Source organism: Streptomyces sp. NPDC028289 (assembly GCF_055565975.1).
The window spans coordinates 172,689-193,329 of record NZ_JBVHTI010000001.1; the positions used below are offsets into that span (position 1 = coordinate 172,689).

A 20,641-nucleotide genomic window follows, 5' to 3' on the forward strand; every position below is an offset into this window, starting at 1 on the left:
GGTCAGTCCTCCAGTGCGGCGAGGCCGGGGAGCGTCTTGCCCTCGAGGTATTCGAGGGAGGCGCCGCCACCGGTCGAGATGTGTCCGAACGCGTTCTCGTCGAAGCCGAGGATGCGCACGGCGGCTGCGGAGTCCCCGCCGCCGACGACGGTGAAGCCCTTGGACTCGACGAGGGCCTGGGCGACCGCCCGGGTGCCCGCGGCGTAGTCGGGGTGCTCGAAGACGCCCATGGGGCCGTTCCAGAAGACGGTGGCGGCGTCGGCGAGCTTCGAGGCGTACAGCTTGCTGGTCTCCGGGCCGATGTCCAGGCCCATCTGGCCGGCCGGCATGGCGTCCGCGGGGACCGTGGCGGGGTTGGTGGAGGCCTTGGCCGACAGGTCCGGGAACTCAGGGGCGACCAGGGTGTCGACGGGCAGCACGATCTCGACGCCGGTCTTCTCGGCGCGCTCGAGGTACTCGGTGACGGTCGCGAGCTGGTCCTCCTGGAGGAGGGAGCTGCCGACCTCGTACCCCTTGGCCTTGAGGAAGGTGTAGACCATGCCGCCGCCGACGAGGATGCGGTCGGCCTTGCCGAGCAGCTGGTCGATCACGGCGAGCTTGTCGGAGACCTTGGCGCCGCCGAGCACGACGGCGTAGGGCCGCTGGACGTCCTCGGTGAGCTTCTTCAGGACGCCGACCTCGGTGGCGATCAGGTAGCCGGCGTAGTGCGGCAGCCGGGCCGGGAGGTCGTAGACGGAGGCGTGCCCCCGGTGCACGGCGCCGAAGCCGTCGCCGACGTAGACGTCCGCGAGGGCGGCGAGCTGGTCGGCGAACTCGCCGCGCTCGATGTCGTCCTTCGAGGTTTCGCCGGCGTTGAAGCGCAGGTTCTCGATGACGGCGACCTGGCCGGGCTGGAGGCCGTTCACCGCGTCGTGGGCGGCGGGGCCGACGGTGTCCTGGGCGAACGCGACCGGGGCGCCGAGCAGTTCGGCGAGCCGCTCGGCGGCCTGGAGCAGGGAGAACTTCGGGTCCGGGGCGCCCTTGGGGCGGCCCAGGTGGGAGGCGACGACCACCTTGGCGCCCGCGTCGGCGAGGGCCTTCACGGTGGGCAGGACGGCGCGGATGCGGCCGTCGTCGGTGATGAGACCGTCGGCCATCGGCACGTTGAGGTCGGCACGGACGAAGACCCGCTTGCCGTCGACCCCTTCGGCGAGGAGTTCGTCGATCGTCTTCATGGTTGGGGACTCCTACAGGAGGGCTCTTGATCGTACGAGGACTGATCGAACCGTATGTCGTCGGGTCGATCCTTACGTGCGTCAGGGCCCGGGCGGCGCGACCGTGCGCTGCCCGAGCCCTGCTACCGCATCGTGGTGCCTGTTCGGCCGATCAGAGCTGTTCGCCGACGAAGACCGTGAGGTCGACGAGGCGGTTGGAGTAGCCCCACTCGTTGTCGTACCAGCCGAGGACCTTCACCGTGTTGCCCTCCTGGACCATGGTCAGGGAGGAGTCGAAGGTGCAGGAGGCCGGGTCGCTGACGATGTCCGAGGAGACGATCTCGTCCTCGGTGTACGCCAGGTAGCCCTTCAGGTCGCCGTCCTCGGAGGCCTTCTTGAACGCGGCGTTGACCTCGTCCTTGGTGACCTCGCGCTGCAGCGTCACGACCAGGTCGGTGGCGGAGCCGGTCGGGACCGGGACGCGCATGGCGATGCCGTCCAGCTTGCCCTTGAGCTGCGGGAGGACCAGCGCGGTCGCCTTGGCGGCACCCGTGGTGGTCGGGATGATGTTCTCGGCGGCGGCACGCGCGCGACGCAGGTCCTTGTGCGGGAAGTCCAGGATGCGCTGGTCGTTGGTGTACGCGTGCACCGTCGTCATCAGGCCCTTGACGATGCCGAAGTTCTCGTCGAGCACCTTCGCCATCGGCGCCACACAGTTGGTGGTGCAGGAGGCGTTGGAGATGACGTGGTGGTTCGCCGGGTCGTACTTGTCCTGGTTGACGCCCATCACGATGGTGATGTCCTCGTCCTTGGCCGGAGCCGAGATGAGGACCTTCTTGGCGCCGCCGGCGATGTGCTTCTCGGCGTCGGCCTTCTTCGTGAAGATGCCGGTCGACTCGATGACGATGTCGACGCCCAGCTCGCCCCACGGGATGTCGGCGGGGTTGCGCTCGGACAGCACCTTGATGGTGTGGCCGTCGACGGTGATCGTGTCGGCGGTGTGCGACACCTCGGCCTTGAGGCGGCCGAGGATCGTGTCGTACTTCAGCAGGTGCGCGGTGGTCGCGGTGTCACCCAGGTCGTTGACAGCCACGATCTCGATGTCAGCGCCCTGCTCCAGCAGCGCGCGGAAGTAGTTGCGACCGATACGACCGAAGCCGTTGATGCCTACGCGGATCGTCACGAACCGATCTCCTCGTTGGTACGCCGGCCATGCGGTGCCGGCGAGCTGTATTTGGGATGTCCCCGACCACCCATGACCCTACCTCCCTGAGGCTTCCGTGGTGACATCCAGATGCCCCATACACGGCGAGGCGGTCCGTACCCGCCAGTAGGGGTACGGACCACCTCGGATCGGGGGTCGTATTGCCCTGGTTTGCCAGGGAATGCCGTCCCGTTTTTACCGCCCTTTCACTCGTTCGTGAGCGGGTCGGCTCACTTGTCGCGTGCCCTCGGAGTCAGTTGTCGAGTGCTGTCAACGCCTTCTTCACCAGAGCGGCACGATCGGCCGCGGAAGCGACCTGCTCCAGGCCGAAGCCGAGCAGCACGGTGCGGTCGGTGGTGACGGCTCCGTACGTCTTGAACAGGGCCCCGGTGCGCTCCCAGTCCTTGAGGACGGCCGGGCTGCCCGCGGGCGGTCCGGTGACGCTCCAGGCGCCGAGGGAGGACTCGAAGCCCTCGGTCTCGGTGGCCGTGCCGCCGAGCACGAGCGAGGCGTCGTCGACGAGGACGCCGTGGCCGCCGGTGCTCGGGTCGGTGATGTAGCCGATGGAGATCTCGACGGTCTTCCCGGCGTAGGCGCTCAGGTCGAAGCTCACCGGCTGCCAGCCCGCCGAGCTGCCGGTGAAGCTGTTCCAGGCGCCGCTGGTGCCGCTCGCGGTGCACTGGTTGTCCGCGATGGTCAGGTAGTGCTTGAGCCACGGGTGCTCGGCGATCAGGAAGCCCGCCCCGCACTCGCTCGGCACGGTGCTGCTGGTGGCGCCGTTCTTGTCCGGCAGGGTCGTCCAGTCGTCGCTGCCGACGACGTGCGCCTCGACGACCGCGTGGTCGTAGCCGGGTTCGGTGTCCCACAGCAGCCTGGCGCTGAGGGTCGGCTGCTGGGACGCGGTGGCACCGGTGAGGTCGACGGTGCGGGTGAGGCGCTTGTAGGCGTCGTCGGTGTGGACGGCCGCGGCCATGTACGACCCGGAGTACGGCCCGTACGGGTTGACGGTCCCGGCGAACTGGCCCGCGCCCGCGCTGGCGAACTGCGGGTACGTGGCGGGCGAGAGCTCGTCGGCGGTGACGGCGTAGGTCCCGGCCTTGTCGAGCGGGTTGGCGGAGGTCCCGCTCAGGGCCCCGCTGAAGCCGTCCAGGGTGCCGGAGCCGGTGAAGCCGGTGGCTCCGGGCGTCGACGTACGGGAGTAGGCGCCCAGGTAGTACTGGCTGAAGTCGTTCGACGGGGTGCCGTCGGCGAGGTTCACGCTGCCGCCGGCCAGCTCGCCGGCCTCGATCAGCTTGCCGCCCTCGTTGAGGTAGGCGCGCAGCTGGAGCTGGGTGTCGTTGCCGGGGCCGCTGGCGCCCGAGTAGTGGACGACGTTCCTGAAGTGCTTCAGCACGCCGAGCGCGTCGGGCGCGCCCTGGGTGGCGACGTCCCAGACGACCGCCTTGTGCCCGGCGGCCTTCAGCGCGTCGACGTAGGTCTGCGCCTGGGTGGCCTTGGCGCCTTCCTCGGCGACCACCAGGGTGTCCGCCTTGGCCCGCTCGGCGACGGTGTAGGTGAAGTGCGCGCTGGAGACCTTCTTGCCGCTCTTCGTCTCCCCGGTGAACCACACCTCGACCTTGTCGCCCGGGTCGCCGTCCTTCACCTTGGCCCGGTACTCGTCGAAGTAGAGGTTGTCCGCGCCGCCGTAGGTCTCGCCGCCCTTCCAGGGCTTGAGCGCCCTGTCCCGTGTGCGGCCGCCGTTGACCCGGTACTTGAGCTCCTTGTCACGGACCGCCCTGCGGGCGACGACGGAGACCTCCTGGTCGGCGCCGCGCGAGTACGACGTGGCGAAGGTCGCCGGGGTGAAGTCGGCGGCGCTCAGCCCGACCGAGGAGGCCGGCTGGTCGGGGTGGGCGGCGGTCTCGGCGACGGAGAGCGCGAAGGGGATGTTCTTCTCGAACTCGTCCTGGATCAGCTTCTCGTCGTCCGGGAAGTTGAAGACCGACTGGCAGTCGGCGGCGTTCCAGGCGTCGTTCGGATCGATGTTCGACGCCGTCTGACAGGTCGACATCTCGGGCGTGAACATCGCCATGCCGTTGACGTTGGACGCGTGGCCGTCCGCCTCGCCGTTGGTGGTGTACAGCTCCGAGGAGACCTGCGAGTGGTAGCCGGGGATCGCCGGGTTGTCCGGGGTACCGGCGAGCGCCTTGTAGAGGACGTCGTCCGGGGTCGGGGTGGCCACCTGCCAGCCGACGCCGTAGAGGAGGAGTTCGGCGGCGGAGTGGTAGTTGATGCCGTACGTGAACCCGATCCGCTTCTCGAAGTCGTCCAGCGCCCTGGTCTCGGGCTCGGACTCGGGGCTCGCGCCGCGGTAGGTCTCGCTGGTGGGGTTGGGGGACGATCCCTCGTCGTCGTAGCCCCACTTGTAGCCGAAGTTGCGGTTGAGGTCGACGCCGTCACCCGTGCCGATGACCCCGTCGCCGTTGACGTCCCGCAGGTTCTTGCGCCACAGGCGGGTGTCGGAGTTCTGGAACGTGTAGTCGTAGCCGTCCGGGTTGGCGGACAGCACGAACCACAGTTCGGTCGAGTCGACGATCTTCTTGATGCGCTTGTCGGTGCTGTAGTTGTCCAGGTAGTAGTGCATCAGCCGGCGGGTCATCTCCGGCGTGATCCACTCGCGTGCGTGCTGGTTGGACACGTACAGCACGGAGGGCCTGGAGCCGTCCTTCGACTTCTTCGCGCCCTTGGTCAGTTTGAGCGCGAGGATGTCCTGCCCGTCGACCGTCCTGCCGATGGACTCGACCTTGGTCAGACCGGGGTTGGCCTGCGCGGTCGCGAGGATCTCCTGTTCGAGCCCGCCGGTGCCGCCGTACGGGCGGAACACGCCCTGGGAGGCGTCCTCGACCCGAGCCTCGGCCTTGGCCGACACCGTGTGCTCGGTGAGGTCGACGCCCTGCTTCGCCAGCTTCTTCGCCTGCTGGTCGGTGAGGTACAGCTCGACTTCCGTCTTGCCGGATCCGGTGACCTGGTCGCCGAGTTCGTTGCCGTCCTGCCCGGCCTGGAGCAGGAGGGGAATCTGTTTCTTGGTGACGTCGGCGTGGAAGACCTTGACCTGGTCGGGGTCGGGTTTCGGGGAACTCCCGGTCTGCGCCTGCGCCATGGGTGCGAGTGCGGCCGAGCCGATCAGGAGCGCGCCGACAGCGAGGATCGATCTCGCTCTGTGTCTCATGAACCCCCCTAGCAGTGGTTCGCCACGGCGGCGAACTCCTGCCAGGCTCATGACACTTCATGATCCAGTCAAGGGCGCCTCATGGCCAGTTCACGGTGGCTTAAAAGGGACGCAAACACCGGTGCCGACGACCGTCGCGGCCGTCGGCACCGGCGGGGTGACGGTGCCTCAGCCTGCGAGGTTGTCGGCCAGCTCCTCGGAGAGGTTGGCCTCGGTGCCCGGGATGCCCAGATCGGACGCACGCTTGTCGGCCATCGCGAGCAGACGGCGGATCCGGCCGGCGACGGCGTCCTTGGTGAGCGGCGGGTCGGCGAGCGCGCCCAGTTCCTCCAGGGAGGCCTGCTTGTGCTCCATGCGCAGCCGGCCGGCCGCCGCGAGGTGCTCGGGAACCTCGTCGGCGAGGATCTCCAGGGCACGCTGGACCCTGGCTCCGGCGGCGACCGCCGCGCGGGCGGAGCGGCGCAGGTTGGCGTCGTCGAAGTTGGCGAGGCGGTTCGCGGTGGCGCGGACCTCGCGGCGCATCCGGCGCTCCTCCCAGGCCAGCACCGACTCGTGCGCGCCGAGCCGGGTCAGCAGCGCGCCGATCGCGTCACCGTCGCGGACGACCACCCGGTCCACGCCGCGCACCTCACGCGCCTTCGCCGCGATGGACAGCCGGCGGGCCGCACCGACCAGCGCCAGCGCGGCCTCCGGGCCCGGGCAGGTCACCTCCAGGGAGGAGGAGCGGCCGGGCTCGGTCAGCGAGCCGTGCGCCAGGAAGGCACCGCGCCAGGCCGCCTCGGCGTCACAGGTGGCCCCGGAGACGACCTGCGGGGGCAGGCCCCGGATCGGCCGGCCCCGGCCGTCCACCAGCCCGGTCTGGCGGGCCAGCTGGTCGCCGCCCGCCACCACCCGCACGACGTACCGCGAGCCGCGCCGCAGTCCGCCGGGTGCCATCACGATCAGCTCGGAGCTGTGGCCGAAGATCTCCAGGATGTCCCGCTTGAGGCGCCGGGCCGCCATCGCGGTGTCCAGCTCCGCCTCGATCACGATGCGCCCGCTCACCAGGTGGAGGCCGCCCGCGAACCGCAGAATGGCGGAGACCTCCGCCTTCCGGCAGCAGGTCCGGGTGACGGGTAGCCGGGAGATCTCGTCCTTCACCGCTGCCGTCATCGCCATGGGCCGATCCTTCCATGCATCCGAAAAATACGGTCGTACGCGGCGGCCAACAGCTCCGGGTCGTGCCGGGGTGAACCGTCGGTCCGGGCCACGGGGCTCAGCTCGACCGCGGCTCCCAGCCGTTTGGCGGCCTCGGTGAGCGAGTCGCGGTCGGGCACGGCGGCCTCGTCGGCCAGCACCACGTCCAGGGCGAGTTTAGGGGCGTGTCGCCCCAAAACCTCCAAATGACGCTGCGGTGAGAAGCCTTCGGTTTCTCCCGGCTGCGGTGCCAGGTTCAGGGAGAGGACCTTGCGGGCCTTGGTCTCGGTGAGCGCGTCCAGCAGATCGGGGACGAGCAGGTGCGGGATCACCGACGAGAACCAGGAGCCGGGGCCGAGCACCACCCAGTCCGCGTCCAGGACGGCCGCCACCGCCTCCGGCACGGCCGGCGGGTCGTGCGGCACCAGGTGCACGGACTGCACCTCGCCGGGCGTGAGCGCCACGGTGGCCTGCCCGCGGACGAGGTCCACCTCCTCGGGCCGCTCGGGGTCGTGCCCCTTGACCAGGGCCTGGAGCTCCAGCGGCACCGCGGACATCGGCAGCACACGTCCGTGCGCGCCGAGCAGCCTGCCGACCAGGTCCAGGGCCTGGACGTGGTCGCCGAGCTGCTCCCACAGGGCGACGATCAGCAGATTGCCGACCGCGTGCTCGTGCAGGTCACCCTTGGACTGGAAACGGTGCTGGATGACCCGGGCCCAGGTCTGGCCCCAGTCGTCGTCACCGCACAGGGCGGCGAGGGCCTTGCGGAGATCACCCGGCGGGAGCACACCCAGCTCGTCGCGCAGGCGCCCGCTGGAGCCGCCGTCGTCGGCCACGGTGACGACGGCGGTGAGGTCGCCGGTGATCCGGCGCAGGGCGGCGAGCGAGGCGGACAGGCCCATGCCGCCGCCCAGGGCGACCACCTTGGGCTGGGCACCGCGGCGCCGCGGCCGGGCGCCGCGGGCCTCGACGGGACGGCCCGCGCGGGACTCGGGCACCATCCGGCGCAGCCTGCTCAGCCTTGGACTGCGCTCGGTCACTCGCGCCCCATGTCCCGGTGCACGACTACGGTCTCCACTCCCTCGGCGGCCAGGCGGGCGGCGAGCTTCTCGGACACGGCGACCGAGCGGTGCTTGCCGCCCGTGCAGCCGATCGCGATCGTCACGTAGCGCTTGCCCTCACGCCGGTACCCGGTCGCGATCAGCCGCAGCAGCTCGGCGTACCGGTCGAGGAACTCCTTGGCGCCCGGCTGGTTGAAGACGTACGCCGACACCTCCTCGTTGAGGCCGGTGTACGGGCGCAGCTCCGGCACCCAGTGCGGGTTGGGCAGGAACCGCATGTCGGCGACCAGATCGGCGTCGACCGGCAGGCCGTACTTGAAGCCGAACGACATCACGGTGGCCCGCAGCTCGGGCTCCTCCTCGCCGGCGAACTGGGCGTCCATTTTGGCGCGCAGCTCGTGCACGTTGAGGCTGGAGGTGTCGATCACCAGGTCGGCGTCGCCACGCAGCTCGCGCAGCAGCTCCCGCTCGGCGGCGATGCCGTCCACGATCCGGCCGTCGCCCTGGAGGGGATGCGGGCGGCGCACCGACTCGAAGCGGCGGACCAGGGCGTCGTCGGAGGACTCCAGGAAGACGATCCGGCGGGTGACGCCCCGGCTGTCGAGATCGGCGAGGGACTCGCGCAGGTTGTCGAAGAAGCGCCGGCCGCGCACGTCGACGACGACCGCGATCCGCGCCACGTTGCCCTGGGAGCGAGCGCCCAGTTCCACCATGGTGGGGATGAGGGCTGGCGGGAGGTTGTCCACGACGAACCAGCCGAGGTCCTCCAGGCACTTCGCCGCCGTGGAACGGCCGGCTCCCGACATGCCGGAGATGATCACCAGCTCGGGGATGGCCGCCTCGGGCACCCCGGCAGCGGTGGCGTCCGTACTCACTTCTGCTCCGTTTTCCTGGACCGCGTCGGCTTGCGCCTCCTGCGGCTGATCCTGGCGTGCCTCGTTGTGCGTTTCCTCGGGCTCGCCCTGCGTTTCGCTGAACGCCGGATCTCGCTGTGCTGTGGGCTGTGCGTCGCGCTCGGTCATCTCTCCTGGCCCCGTCGATCGTCCGGGGCGCCCGCGGGTACGGGCTCCCCCGAGGCGTCCGCCGTCGTCTCGGGCGCCTCGTCTTCCCTGTCATCCATGATCTCTCCGGTCGCCGTGTTCACGGCGGGTGCGGCCGGGGCCGCCTGGGCGAGGGCCACGGCGATGGTCTCGGCCGTCTTGCGGCCTATCCCGGGCACTTCCTGGATCTGTTCGATTGTGGCGGACCGCAGCTTCTTCACCGAGCCGAAATGCTTGATCAACGCCTGTTTGCGGGTCTCGCCGAGCCCCGGTACGTCGTCCAGGGGGCTGGAACGGAAGCGCTTGGCCCGTTTGGTGCGCTGGTAGGTGATGGCGAAGCGGTGTGCCTCGTCACGGATGCGCTGGAGCAGGTAGAGGCCTTCGCTGGTGCGGGGCAGGACCACCGGGTCGTCGTCCCCCGGCAGCCAGACCTCTTCGAGGCGCTTGGCGAGGCCGCAGACGGCGATGTCGTCGATACCGAGCTCGTCGAGCGCCCGCTGGGCGGCGGCGACCTGCGGCTGACCGCCGTCGACGACCACGAGCTGGGGCGGGTAGGCGAACTTCTTGGGACGGCCGTCCTCGTCCTTGAAACCGTTCACGGAGGCGGCTCCGAGATCGGTCGCGGGGCTGCCGGATACCGCGGTGGCGTCGGATTCCGCGGTGGCGTCGGATTCCGTGCCGGTGTCCTCGGCTTCCGTGCGGGTGTCCTCGGCTTCCGTGCGGGCGTCCTCGGCGCCGTCCTCCGCCCACTCGCCGGTCCGCTCCTTCTCGGCGAGGTAGCGGCGGAAGCGGCGGGTGATCACCTCGTGCATGGAACGCACGTCGTCCTGGCCGGCGAAGCCCTTGATCTGGAAGCGGCGGTACTCGCTCTTGCGCTGCAGGCCGTCCTCGAAGACGACCATGGAGGCCACCACGTCGTCGCCCTGGAGGTGCGAGATGTCGTAGCACTCGATGCGCAGCGGGGCGCTGTCCAGGTCCAGGGCGTCGGCGATCTCCTCCAGCGCGCGCGAACGGGTGGTGAGGTCGGAGGCACGCTTGGTCTTGTGCAGGGCGAGCGCCTGCTGGGCGTTGCGCTGCACGGTCTCCATCAGGGCCTTCTTGTCGCCGCGCTGCGGGATGCGCAGCGAGACGTTCGAGCCGCGGCGGCCGGTGAGCCACTCCTGGACCGGCTCGACCGGCTCGGGCAGGGCCGGGACCAGCACCTCCTTGGGGACGGCGTCGCCGGTCTCCTCGCCGTAGAGCTGCTGGAGGGCGTGCTCGACGAGAGCCCCGGTGGTGACGTCCTCCACCTTGTCCGTCACCCAGCCGCGCTGGCCGCGCACGCGGCCGCCGCGCACGTGGAAGATCTGGACGGCCGCCTCCAGCTCGTCCTCCGCGACGGCGATGAGGTCGGCGTCGGTCGCGTCGGCGAGCACGACCGCGTTCTTCTCCATGGCCTTCTTCAGGGCCTCGATGTCGTCGCGCAGCCGGGCGGCCCGCTCGTACTCCATCTCCTCGGCGGCCTCCATCATCCTGTTCTCCAGGCGGCGGAGGTAGGTGCCGGTGCGGCCGGCCATGAAGTCGCAGAACTCCTCGGCCAGTTCGCGATGCTCCTCCGGCTCGATCCGGCCGACGCAGGGGGCCGAGCACTTGCCGATGTAGCCGAGCAGGCAGGGGCGGCCGGTGCGGGCGGCGTTCTTGAACACCCCGGCCGAGCAGGTGCGCACCGGGAACACGCGCAGCAGCAGGTCGACGGTGTCCCGGATCGCCCACGCGTGGCCGTACGGCCCGAAGTAGCGCACGCCCTTCTTCTTGTGACCGCGCATCACCTGGACCCGCGGGAACTCCTCGTTCATCGTCACCGCGAGGTACGGGTAGCTCTTGTCGTCGCGGTACTTCACATTGAAGCGGGGGTCGTACTCCTTGATCCAGGAGTACTCCAGCTGGAGCGCCTCGACCTCCGTGGACACCACGGTCCACTCCACGGACGCCGCGGTGGTGACCATCGTCCGGGTGCGGGGGTGCAGGCCCGCCAGGTCCTGGAAGTAGTTCGCCAGGCGCTGGCGCAGGCTCTTCGCCTTTCCGACGTAGATCACCCGGCGGTGCTCGTCACGGAACCTGTACACCCCGGGAGTGTCCGGGATCTGTCCCGGCTTGGGGCGGTAGCTGGAGGGGTCGGCCATGTCTCACACCCTACTGGCGAGCACCGACACCGCGACGAGCCTGTGGACAACCGTCGGCGGGGCGGGCGGGGTGGGCGGAGCGGCGGGGGCTTCGGGGACTCCGGGAGCAGAGCCGACGGGACGGAGAGGCCGAGCCGACGGGACAGAGACGGGCAGCAAGGCTGCCAGGGCTTTCGGGACGCCCCGTCGAGTGGGCGCCGGGGACGCGTGGCCGGTGGCAGCTGCGCACCGGCGGCGGGCCGGGGATCGCGGAGGTACGGCGACGCACTGTGGGGAGATAGACCGTTGCACTGTCGGAACTCGGTGCGAGGACTCCGCGCCTCCGGGCGAGCACGGCGGCCAGCCGGCCCCGTGGCCTCCCGCCCGCTGCCCCTGCCCACCTGGAGAGCGGGTCGCGAAATCGGACACCTCGGCGACATCGCGAGCCGTTCCCGCATGCCGCAGGCGCGGGCCCGGTGCGCGGCCGGTCCGGCGCGGCTTCGCCGGTCGTCACGGATCTTGCTCTGCTTCCTCCCCAAATCACCCCCTCGCCCGCCGACGATCTCCGGCCTCCTGGCCGAGAGCGGCACGGCCGCGACCGCACGGTTCCGTCGGTGGACGGGGTCGTGCCCCGGCCAGGTGGGCGCTCTCGACCGGCCGAAGGTGTTGTCGGGGCTTGGTCAACACGCTTCAATGCCTGGGAACTCGGGGCCGTGAGCGACGGCCTGCGGACGCGGCCTGCCCAGGTGCGGCCGCCCCGGCGCCGACGGGGTGGCCCCGAACCGCGCCAACGGCCTGACCAGCCGTTGAACCCCCCGACAGAAAGGCCCCCTGCATGCGGCACGGCACACAGCACGCGGACGTCGCGACCGCGGAACTGGACTCGGCCCTGCGCGGCGGCCCCTTCCATGTGGCCCTGCGCGCCGCGATCGCCGCCCGCGGGCTGCCGCTCCAGCGCGTGCAGCACCACCTGTCCCGCTACGGCGTCAAAGTGGGCGTCACCAGCCTCAGTTACTGGCAGCAGGGCGCCCGCCGGCCCCAGCGCCCGGAGTCGCTGCGGGCCGTCCGCGCGCTGGAGGAGATCCTCCAGCTCCCGGACGAGTCCCTGATCCGGTTGCTCGCCGAGACCCCCGACCAGGAGTCTGCCGAGCGCCGCCCCGCCGCCCGCTCCTACCGCTCCCTGGTCGAGGCCTGCGACGTCATCGACCGGATGCAGGCCGAGCTCGGCTGGTCCCTCGACGGCGGCCTGCACACCCTGGGACACCACGAGCGGGTGCGGATCGGTGCCCACCGTGAACTGGCCGCCCGCGAGTCGCAGCACATCGTGCGCGCCCACCGGGACGGCGTCGACCGCTTCGTGGCCGTCCACCACGGCGACCCCGGCTGTGCCCCGCAGCACATGACCGTGCGCGCGCTGGAGAACTGCCGCGCGGGACGTGTCCGCGCGGACCCCGAGACCGGCCTCCTCGTCGCCGAACTCCTCTTCGGCACGCGTCTGCGCTCCGGCGACACCTTCCTCTTCCGCTACGCCGTCGAGGACGGCACGGCCGGTGTCTCACGCGAGTACGTCCGCGGTTTCGGCTTTCCGGGCGGCCAGTACACCCTTCAGGTGCGTTTCGCCGCCGACGCACTGCCGACCCGCTGCCACCGGTTCGCCCAGCACTCGGCGGCGGCCCCCCGCGGCGGCCGACAGACCCTGCCGCTGAGCGGGCTGCACCGCTCCGTCCACCTGGTCGAGCCCCGGGTACGGCCGGGGCTGCTGGGGATCGGCTGGGACTGGGAATGAGCCGGAGCTGAGACCCGGCCCCCGGGTCAGGCGCCGGGGCCCGCCACGATCCGGCCGTTCGACGCCCTGACCGGCAGTTCGTTCAACGGCTCGGTGGCCGGCGACCGCACCACCTTCCCGGTCACGGCGTCGAACTCGCTGCCGTGGCAGGGGCAGACCAGGGTCGTGCCCTGGAGTTTGTTGATGGGGCACCCCGCGTGCGTGCAGACCGTGCTGTACGCCTTCAGCACGCCCGCGGCGGACCGGCTGACGACCACGTTGTGCTCCCGGTAGAGCCGGGCGCCGCCCGCGGCGACCTCGCTCTCGGCTCCGAGGTCGACCGGCGCGGTCGGCGTGGCCTCCGCCGTGGCCGCACCGCCGGGTGCCTTGCAGGCGGCCGCCCCCAGTCCGGCGACCGATGTGACGGCGGCTCCGCGAAGGACGCTACGACGGCTCGTGAAGGGGCGGGCGGGCACGAGGGGCTCCTGGTGGATCGGGGCGGTTCGGGACTCCGGGAGACAGCCGCCCGGAACCGCGCGGGACGACACTACCTGGGCGGATCGTCCCGCTTCGGGGTGGGGGCGTTGAGGGCGAGGATCACTCGATGGCGCGTAAACGCTTACGCAAGCGTTTACGCGGCCCTGCCGGATGGGGTAGCTTCCGGCCGAAGGCCCCGCGGGCGGCTCGATCGGGACCGACGTATCGATCGGACCCGGAGCCCGAGCCGGAACCACAGAGCCCTTGCCCTGGGCGGGAAGCGACGAGGGGAGCCTCATGCCCACCATGGCCGACGTCGCCCGGAGCGCCGGTGTCTCCGTGGCGACCGTCTCCCATGTGCTGAACGACACCCGCCCGGTGCTGCCCCACACCCGCCAGGCCGTGCTCGACGCCATCGAGGAACTGGGCTACACGCCCAACACCCTCGCCCGCTCCCTGGTCACGTCCCGCACCCGTTCCATCGGGCTCGCGGTGTCGGCGATCAGCAACCCCTACTTCACGGAGCTCCTCCAGGGCGTCGAGGCCGCTGCCCTGGAACACGGCTACAGCCTGCTCATCGCCGACCCGCACGACGACCCCGAGCACGAGCGCAAGGTGGTCCAACTCCTCCACGAACGCCGCGTCGACGGCCTGATCGTCGCCCCCTCCGCCGACCCGCGCGCACTCCTCGCCTACCTCGGCCGTCATGCCGTGCCGACCGTCCTCCTCGACCGGGTCGTCGACGGCCGCGCGGCCACCACCTCGCCCTTCGACCAGGTCTGCGCCGAGAACACGGAGCCGACGGCCCGGCTCGTCACCCACCTCGCCGGTCTCGGGCACCGGCGGATCGGCCTGGTCGCGGGCCTGCCCGGGCTGAGCACCACCGGCGAGCGGGTCGTCGGCTACCGGCAGGGACTGGTCACGGCCGGGCTGCCGCCCGACGAGGACCTGATCGTCCCGGGGAACTCGGAGTCGGCGGGCGCCGCGCAGGCCACCGCCGCCCTGCTGTCGCTGGCTGCCCCGCCCACGGCGCTCGTCACCGCCAACAACGCGATGACCATCGGCGCCCTGCGCGCCCTGCGCGCGCAGGGCCTCTCGGTACCGGACGACATCGCCCTGTGCTGCTTCGACGACTTCGCCTGGGCCGACCTCTTCTCGCCCCGGCTCACCGCCATCGCCCAGCCCAGCCGGGAACTCGGCGCCGAGGCGGTCCGGGTGCTCCTGGAACGGCTGGCCTCACCGGGCCGGCCCGCCCGGACCGTACGGCTCCCCTGCGCCTTCGTGCACCGGACGTCGTGCGGGTGCCGGGAGGAGGACGCCGCGGGACCCCCTGGCACTCACTCCTGGCAACCCAAGCGTCTTCACCACCCGGGAAAGGACCCCTCTCGTGATCGTCGTCGCCGGTGAAGCACTGATCGACTTGGTACCGCAGGGCACGGGCGCCCTCGCGGCCCTGCAGCCGGCGCTCGGCGGCGGGCCGTACAACACGGCCGTGGCCCTCGGCCGCCTGGGCTCCCCCACCGCGTTCTGCTCCCGGGCTTCCCGTGACGCCTTCGGCGAGGCCCTGCTGGACGGGCTACGGCGGGCGGGTGTGGACGTCTCCCTGGTGGAGCGCGGCCCGGAACCGACCACCCTCGCGGCCGCCACGATCGACCCGCGGGGCTCCGCCTCGTACTCCTTCTACGTCGAAGGCACGGCCGACCGCCTGTTCACCGCCCCCGCCGTCCTCCCCGCCGCAACCCGGGCCGTCTCCTTCGGCACGCTCTCGCTCGTCCTGGAACCGGGGGCGAGCGCCTATGAGGAGCTGATGCGCGACGCGGCCGGGCAGGGCCTGTTCACCGCACTCGACCCGAACATCAGGGCGGGTCTGATCGCGGATCCGGACGCCTACCGGGCCCGTTTCAAGAGCTGGTTGCCCTCGGTGACGCTCCTCAAGCTCTCGGAGGAGGACGCCTTGTGGCTGGGCGGCACCCCGCACGAATGGCTGACGGCGGGGCCCTCGGCCGTGGTGATCACCCACGGCGGTGACGGTCTCAGTGCCTTCACCCAGGACGGCACCGTGTACGCCGTCCCCGGTGAGGAGGTCGCCGTCGTGGACACGATCGGCGCCGGTGACACGGTGAACGCGGCTCTGCTGCACGGGTTGGCCGCTCAGGACGCCCTCTCCGCCGAGGCGCTCCTGGGACTGGGCGCCGACGGCTGGACGAGGCTGCTGCGATTCGCGGCGCGCGCGGCAGCGATCACGTGCTCCCGGGCGGGTGCGGAGCCGCCGCACGCCTCCGAGCTCGAAGGCTTCTCTCTCTGACTCGCTGTTGAGGGGTCAAGGTCCGTCGTGGCCGCGGAAATCGGGCGGCTGATCGTGGAACGAGCGGCGCCCCACGGGAAGTTCCCGTGAGGCGCCGCGTTTCATCCGATCCACCCGGATCCGCCTGGATCTGCCGGAGCAGGTGCGCGGGCGGATCCTCAGGCCTTGCGGGCCCGCGTCGTCGTCTTCTTCGCGGGCGTCGCCTTCTTCGTGGCACCGGCCGCCTTCTTCGTGACCGTGTTGTCGGCGGTCGTCGCGGTCGCCGTCTTCCTCGCCGTCGACTTCGCCGCGACCGTCTTCTTCGCCACCGTCCTGCGCGGTGCCTTCACCGAACTGGCGTCGCTGATGCGGTCGGCGCCGAGAATCTCGCGCAGGAACTTGCCGGTGTGGCTGGCCGGGACGCCGGCGACCTCCTCGGGTGTGCCCTCCGCGACGACGAGTCCGCCGCCGGCGCCGCCTTCCGGCCCCATGTCGACGACCCAGTCGGCGGTCTTGATCACGTCGAGGTTGTGCTCGATGACGATGACCGTGTTGCCTTTGTCGACGAGACCGCCGAGGACCTTCAGCAGCTTGCTGATGTCCTCGAAGTGCAGACCGGTGGTCGGCTCGTCCAGGACGTAGACCGTGCGCCCGGTGGAGCGCTTCTGCAGTTCGCTGGCGAGCTTCACACGCTGTGCCTCACCGCCGGACAGCGTGGTCGCGGACTGGCCGAGACGGACGTAGCCGAGACCGACGTCCTTCAGCGTGTTCAGGTGACGGGCGATCGACGGGACGGCCTCGAAGAACCCCGTGGCCTCCTCGATCGGCATGTTCAGGACCTCGGAGATGGACTTGCCCTTGTAGTGGACCTCCAGGGTCTCCCGGTTGTACCGGGCGCCGTGGCAGACCTCGCACGGGACGTAGACGTCCGGGAGGAAGTTCATCTCGATCTTGATGGTGCCGTCGCCCGCGCAGTTCTCGCAGCGGCCGCCCTTGACGTTGAAGGAGAAGCGGCCCGGCAGGTAGCCGCGGACCTTCGCCTCGGTGGTCTCGGCGAACAGCTTGCGGATGTGGTCGAAGACGCCGGTGTACGTCGCCGGGTTCGATCGCGGGGTGCGGCCGATGGGCGACTGGTCGACGTGCACGACCTTGTCGACGAGGTCGTCGCCGTCCACGCGCGTGTGCCGGCCGGGGACGTTCCGCGCGCCGTTCAGCTCGCGGGCCAGGTGCGTGTACAGGATGTCGTTGACCAGTGTCGACTTGCCGGAGCCGGACACGCCCGTGACGGCCGTGAACACGCCCAGCGGGAAGGACACGTCGATGTCCTGGAGGTTGTTCTCGCGGGCGCCGTGCACGGTGAGCCGGCGGGACGGGTCCTGCGGGCGGCGGATGTCGGGCAGCGGGATCGACTTCCTGCCGGACAGGTACTGGCCGGTCTGCGACTCCGCGTTGACGAGCAGCTCCTTCAGGGAGCCGCTGTGCACGACCTTGCCGCCGTGCTCGCCGGCGCCGGGGCCGATGTCGACGACCCAGTCGGCGACCTTGATGGTGTCCTCGTCGTGCTCGACGACGATGAGCGTGTTGCCCATGTCACGGAGCCGGACCAGCGTCTCGATCAGCCGGTGGTTGTCGCGCTGGTGCAGGCCGATCGACGGCTCGTCGAGGACGTAGAGGACGCCGACGAGGCCGGAGCCGATCTGGGTGGCCAGGCGGATGCGCTGGGCCTCGCCGCCGGACAGGGTGCCGGCCGCGCGGTTCAGCGAGAGGTAGTCCAGGCCTACGTCGACCAGGAACCGGAGCCGCTCGTTGACCTCCTTCAGCACGCGCTCGGCGATCTTCTTGTCGCGTGCGTTGAGCTTGAGCTCGCCCAGGAAGTCCGCGCAGTCGCTGATGGACATGCCCGAGACCTCGGCGATCGACTTCTCCATGATCGTGACCGCGAGGACGAGCGGCTTCAGGCGCGTGCCCTGACACGTCGGGCAGGGCACCTCGCGCATGTAGCCCTCGAAGCGCTCACGGCTGGCGTCGCTCTCGGCCTCGCTGTGCCGACGCTTGACGAACGGCACCGCGCCCTCGAAGGGCGTGGTGTACACGCGCTCGCGGCCGTACCTGTTGCGGTAGCGGACCTCGATCTGCGTCTTGTGGCCGTAGAGCAGGGCCTTCTTGGCGCGCTGCGGCAGGCCGGCGAAGGGGATGTCCATACGGAATCCCAGCGCGTCCGCGAGGGCGCCGATCAGGCGGCCGAAGTAGTCCTTGGTGTGGCCGTGCGACCAGGGGTGAATGGCACCCTCGTCGAGCGACTTGTCCTCGTCCGGGACGATCAGCTCCGGGTCGACCTCCATGCGCGTGCCGATGCCGGTGCACTCGGGGCAGGCGCCGAAGGGCGAGTTGAAGGAGAAGGAGCGGGGCTCCAGCTCCTCGAAGGACAGGTCGTCGTACGGGCAGTACAGGTGCTCCGAGTACATGCGCTCGCGCTCCGGGTCGTCCTCGGGGAGGTCGACGAAGTCGAGGACGACCATGCCGCCGGACAGGCCGAGCGCGGTCTCCACGGAGTCGGTGAGGCGGCGCTTGGCGGTGTCCTTCACCGTGAGGCGGTCGACGACCACCTCGATGGTGTGCTTCTCCTGCTTCTTCAGCGTCGGAGGCTCGGAGAGCTGAACGGTCTCGCCGTCCACGCGCGCGCGGGAGTAGCCCTTGGTCTGGAGGTCGGCGAAGAGGTCGACGAACTCGCCCTTGCGCTCGCGCACCAGCGGCGAGAGCACCTGGAAGCGGCTCCCCTCCGGCAGCTCCAGGACCTTGTCCACGATGGCCTGTGGCGACTGGCGGGAGATCGGGCGGCCGCACTCGGGGCAGTGCGGCTTGCCGATGCGCGCGAAGAGCAGCCGCAGGTAGTCGTAGACCTCGGTGATGGTGCCGACCGTCGAGCGCGGGTTGCGCGAGGTCGACTTCTGGTCAATGGACACCGCCGGGGACAGACCCTCGATGAAGTCCACGTCCGGCTTGTCCATCTGGCCGAGGAACTGGCGGGCGTACGAGGAGAGCGACTCCACGTAGCGACGCTGGCCCTCGGCGAAGATCGTGTCGAAGGCCAGGGAGGACTTGCCCGACCCGGACAGACCCGTGAAGACGATGAGCGAGTCACGAGGCAGGTCGAGCGAGACGTTCTTCAGGTTGTGCTCGCGCGCGCCACGGACGATGAGACGGTCGGCCACAGCCGGTCCGCACCTTTCTTGAGAGAAGTGACAGGGGCAGGGCCCCGTGCTTCTTCAGACTAGGGGGAGCCACTGACAACGCCGGTCGGATTCCTGGATGCGTAAACAATCCCGGACCATCCAGCATGCCCGACGCCGCCACCGACGATATAGCACGCGCATTCGATTTACGGAGCCAGTGCGAAACCTTCACCCGAACGTGTGGCGGGGCTACTGTCAGCCCCATGATTGATCACGCTCATGACCTGGCGTCTGTACAGGAAGCGACCGAACGGCTACTCACCGCAGCCGCCGCACTGGACAACGCGGCCGGCGCGCGACCGTCACGGCTGCCCGGCTGGACGGTCGGCCACGTCCTGGCACACCTCGCCCGGAACGCGGACGCGCTCGCCAACGTGCTGGGCGGACGTCCCATGTACGTCTCCGCGGAGGCGCGGGACGCCGACATCGAGCGGGACGCGCCGCGCGCGCTCCACGTCCAGCTCGACGACCTGCGCGCGAGCCACGCCGGATTCCGGGCCCGGGCGGCCGAGCCCGCGGACTGGTCGCGCACGGTGGAGCTGCGCAACGGGGTCACCGACACCGCGGCGCGGGTGCCGTTCCGCCGCTGGGCCGAGGTCGAGCTGCACCATGTCGATCTCGGGATCGGGTACGAGCTGGAGGACCTCCCGGAGGAGTTCACCGAGCGGGAGATCGACTTCCTGGCGGACCGCTTCGACGGGCACCGGGAGGTCCCCTCGACCGGTCTGCGCAGCCACAGCGGCCAGGTCTGGACGACGGGCGGCGGCGCGCCGGGAGGTCCCATCGCCGTCGAGGGATCCGCCGCCGACCTGCTGGGCTGGCTCGCCGGCCGCCGCGACGGCTCGGCCCTGGTCGTGAAGGGCGGCGCGCTGCCCGCACTTCCGCCGCTGTAACGCGCGTGCAGCGCGCGGCGCATCGGCGCCCGCTCCCCGCTATAGGCTGATCGCCATGACGTACAGCGGAGAGGTCACGGTCGGCGGACCGGCGGACGTGCACGAGCTCAAGGACCTGATGATCACCAAGATCGCGGTCGGGCCGATGGACAACAACGCCTATCTGCTGCGCTGCCGCGCCACCGACGAGCAACTGCTGATCGACGCGGCCAACGACGCGGAGACGCTTCTCGGCATGATCGGTGACGACGGCATCGCGTCCGTCGTCACCACGCACCAGCACGGCGACCACTGGCAGGCGCTGGCCGAGGTGGTCGCCGCCACCGGCGCGCGGACGTACGCGGGCCGCGAGGACGCCGCCGGCATCCCGGTCACCACCGACGTCCCCGTCGGCGACGGCGACGTGATCCGGGTCGGCCGCGTCGAGCTGACCGCCCGCCATCTGGTCGGTCACACCCCGGGCTCCATCGCGCTGGTCTACGACGACCCGCACGGCCATCCGCACGTCTTCACCGGGGACTGCCTCTTTCCCGGCGGTGTCGGCAACACGCGCAAGGACCCGAAGGCGTTCGCCAGCCTGATCCACGACGTCGAGACGAAGATCTTCGACGTCCTGCCGGACGAGACGTGGGTGTACCCGGGGCACGGCAACGACACCACGCTGGGCGCGGAGCGGCCGCACCTGCCGGAGTGGCACGCGCGCGGGTGGTGAGCGCGGGGCCCGGGTGGTGAGCACCGGGCCCAGGTGGTGAGCGCAAGGCCGGGTAGTGAGCGCGGGCGCGTGCACCTTCGCGCGCGCCCCGTGTGAACGGTTCGCACGCGTCGACCTCCGGCGCACGCTCCCCGCGCGCGCCCTCGCGCGGTCAACTGGGGTCAGCCCCGCACAGGATGACGGCTCCTGCGCGGTACGGGCCGCCGGTCATCATTCCCCGCCCTCGACCGGCGGCCCCGGCGTGTCCGCTCTCC

Annotated in this window: 14 protein-coding genes; 5 read left to right on the forward strand and 9 right to left on the reverse strand. The window is 70.8% G+C overall.

Features of this window, described 5'->3' with window-relative positions:
• Positions 1 to 2: 2 nt before the first annotated feature.
• The 7 genes from ACZ4UV_RS00845 to uvrC all read right to left on the reverse strand — a co-directional run bounded on the left by ACZ4UV_RS00845 (position 3) and on the right by uvrC (position 11,044).
• Entirely contained in the window at positions 3 to 1,214 is a 1,212-nt protein-coding gene (locus ACZ4UV_RS00845) for a phosphoglycerate kinase (RefSeq protein ID WP_390038332.1), read from the reverse strand.
• A 151-nt stretch (positions 1,215 to 1,365) separates the two neighbouring features.
• Positions 1,366 to 2,376 carry a type I glyceraldehyde-3-phosphate dehydrogenase gene (gene gap, locus ACZ4UV_RS00850; RefSeq protein ID WP_181806329.1) on the reverse strand — a complete coding sequence of 337 codons (1,011 nt, stop codon included), beginning with the start codon at positions 2,374 to 2,376 and terminating at the stop codon, positions 1,366 to 1,368.
• A 274-nt stretch (positions 2,377 to 2,650) separates the two neighbouring features.
• The gene (locus ACZ4UV_RS00855) at positions 2,651 to 5,605 is read right to left on the reverse strand and encodes a M14 family metallopeptidase (RefSeq protein WP_467835118.1); all 2,955 of its coding nucleotides are present in this window, start codon (positions 5,603 to 5,605) and stop codon (positions 2,651 to 2,653) included.
• 168 nt (positions 5,606 to 5,773) lie between these two features.
• Positions 5,774 to 6,763, reverse strand: a complete 990-nt coding sequence (gene whiA, locus ACZ4UV_RS00860) for a DNA-binding protein WhiA (protein WP_089100932.1) — start codon at positions 6,761 to 6,763, stop codon at positions 5,774 to 5,776.
• Positions 6,754 to 7,821: a gluconeogenesis factor YvcK family protein gene (locus ACZ4UV_RS00865; protein ID WP_093504485.1), complete on the reverse strand. Its 1,068-nt coding sequence runs from the start codon at positions 7,819 to 7,821 to the stop codon at positions 6,754 to 6,756. Before ACZ4UV_RS00865 ends, whiA begins: the two co-directional genes overlap by 10 nt.
• Positions 7,818 to 8,864, reverse strand: a complete 1,047-nt coding sequence (rapZ, locus tag ACZ4UV_RS00870) for an RNase adapter RapZ (protein WP_451020248.1) — start codon at positions 8,862 to 8,864, stop codon at positions 7,818 to 7,820. Before rapZ ends, ACZ4UV_RS00865 begins: the two co-directional genes overlap by 4 nt.
• Positions 8,861 to 11,044, reverse strand: coding sequence for an excinuclease ABC subunit UvrC (gene uvrC, locus ACZ4UV_RS00875; RefSeq protein ID WP_467835123.1), 2,184 nt, complete (start codon positions 11,042 to 11,044; stop codon positions 8,861 to 8,863). The genes rapZ and uvrC overlap by 4 nt, the downstream gene beginning before the upstream one ends.
• An 814-nt stretch (positions 11,045 to 11,858) precedes the next feature.
• Between uvrC and ACZ4UV_RS00880 the strand changes: the two genes are divergently transcribed.
• The gene (locus ACZ4UV_RS00880) at positions 11,859 to 12,809 is read left to right on the forward strand and encodes a hypothetical protein (RefSeq protein WP_390038323.1); all 951 of its coding nucleotides are present in this window, start codon (positions 11,859 to 11,861) and stop codon (positions 12,807 to 12,809) included.
• A 26-nt stretch (positions 12,810 to 12,835) separates the two neighbouring features.
• On the opposite strand, the gene ACZ4UV_RS00885 is transcribed toward ACZ4UV_RS00880, so the two are convergent.
• Positions 12,836 to 13,264 carry a Rieske (2Fe-2S) protein gene (locus ACZ4UV_RS00885; RefSeq protein ID WP_451020246.1) on the reverse strand — a complete coding sequence of 143 codons (429 nt, stop codon included), beginning with the start codon at positions 13,262 to 13,264 and terminating at the stop codon, positions 12,836 to 12,838.
• 298 nt (positions 13,265 to 13,562) lie between these two features.
• On the opposite strand from ACZ4UV_RS00885, the gene ACZ4UV_RS00890 reads away from it, so the two are divergent.
• Both ACZ4UV_RS00890 and ACZ4UV_RS00895 read left to right on the forward strand, forming a co-directional pair.
• Entirely contained in the window at positions 13,563 to 14,672 is a 1,110-nt protein-coding gene (locus tag ACZ4UV_RS00890; RefSeq protein WP_451023031.1) for a LacI family DNA-binding transcriptional regulator, read from the forward strand.
• A complete protein-coding gene (locus ACZ4UV_RS00895) occupies positions 14,653 to 15,570 on the forward strand; it encodes a carbohydrate kinase family protein (RefSeq protein WP_467835127.1) in 918 nt (305 codons plus the stop codon). The genes ACZ4UV_RS00890 and ACZ4UV_RS00895 overlap by 20 nt, the downstream gene beginning before the upstream one ends.
• Before the next feature lie 158 nt (positions 15,571 to 15,728).
• Here the strand turns inward: ACZ4UV_RS00895 and uvrA are convergent, their stop codons facing one another.
• On the reverse strand, positions 15,729 to 18,761 hold the full coding sequence (uvrA, locus tag ACZ4UV_RS00900) for an excinuclease ABC subunit UvrA (protein WP_467835130.1): 3,033 nt from the start codon (positions 18,759 to 18,761) through the stop codon (positions 15,729 to 15,731).
• Between the two features lie 224 nt (positions 18,762 to 18,985).
• On the opposite strand from uvrA, the gene ACZ4UV_RS00905 reads away from it, so the two are divergent.
• Positions 18,986 to 19,675, forward strand: a complete 690-nt coding sequence (locus ACZ4UV_RS00905; protein WP_451020791.1) for a maleylpyruvate isomerase family mycothiol-dependent enzyme — start codon at positions 18,986 to 18,988, stop codon at positions 19,673 to 19,675.
• A gap of 55 nt (positions 19,676 to 19,730) precedes the next feature.
• A complete protein-coding gene (locus ACZ4UV_RS00910) occupies positions 19,731 to 20,387 on the forward strand; it encodes an MBL fold metallo-hydrolase (protein ID WP_390038311.1) in 657 nt (218 codons plus the stop codon).
• Positions 20,388 to 20,641: the final 254 nt, after the last annotated feature.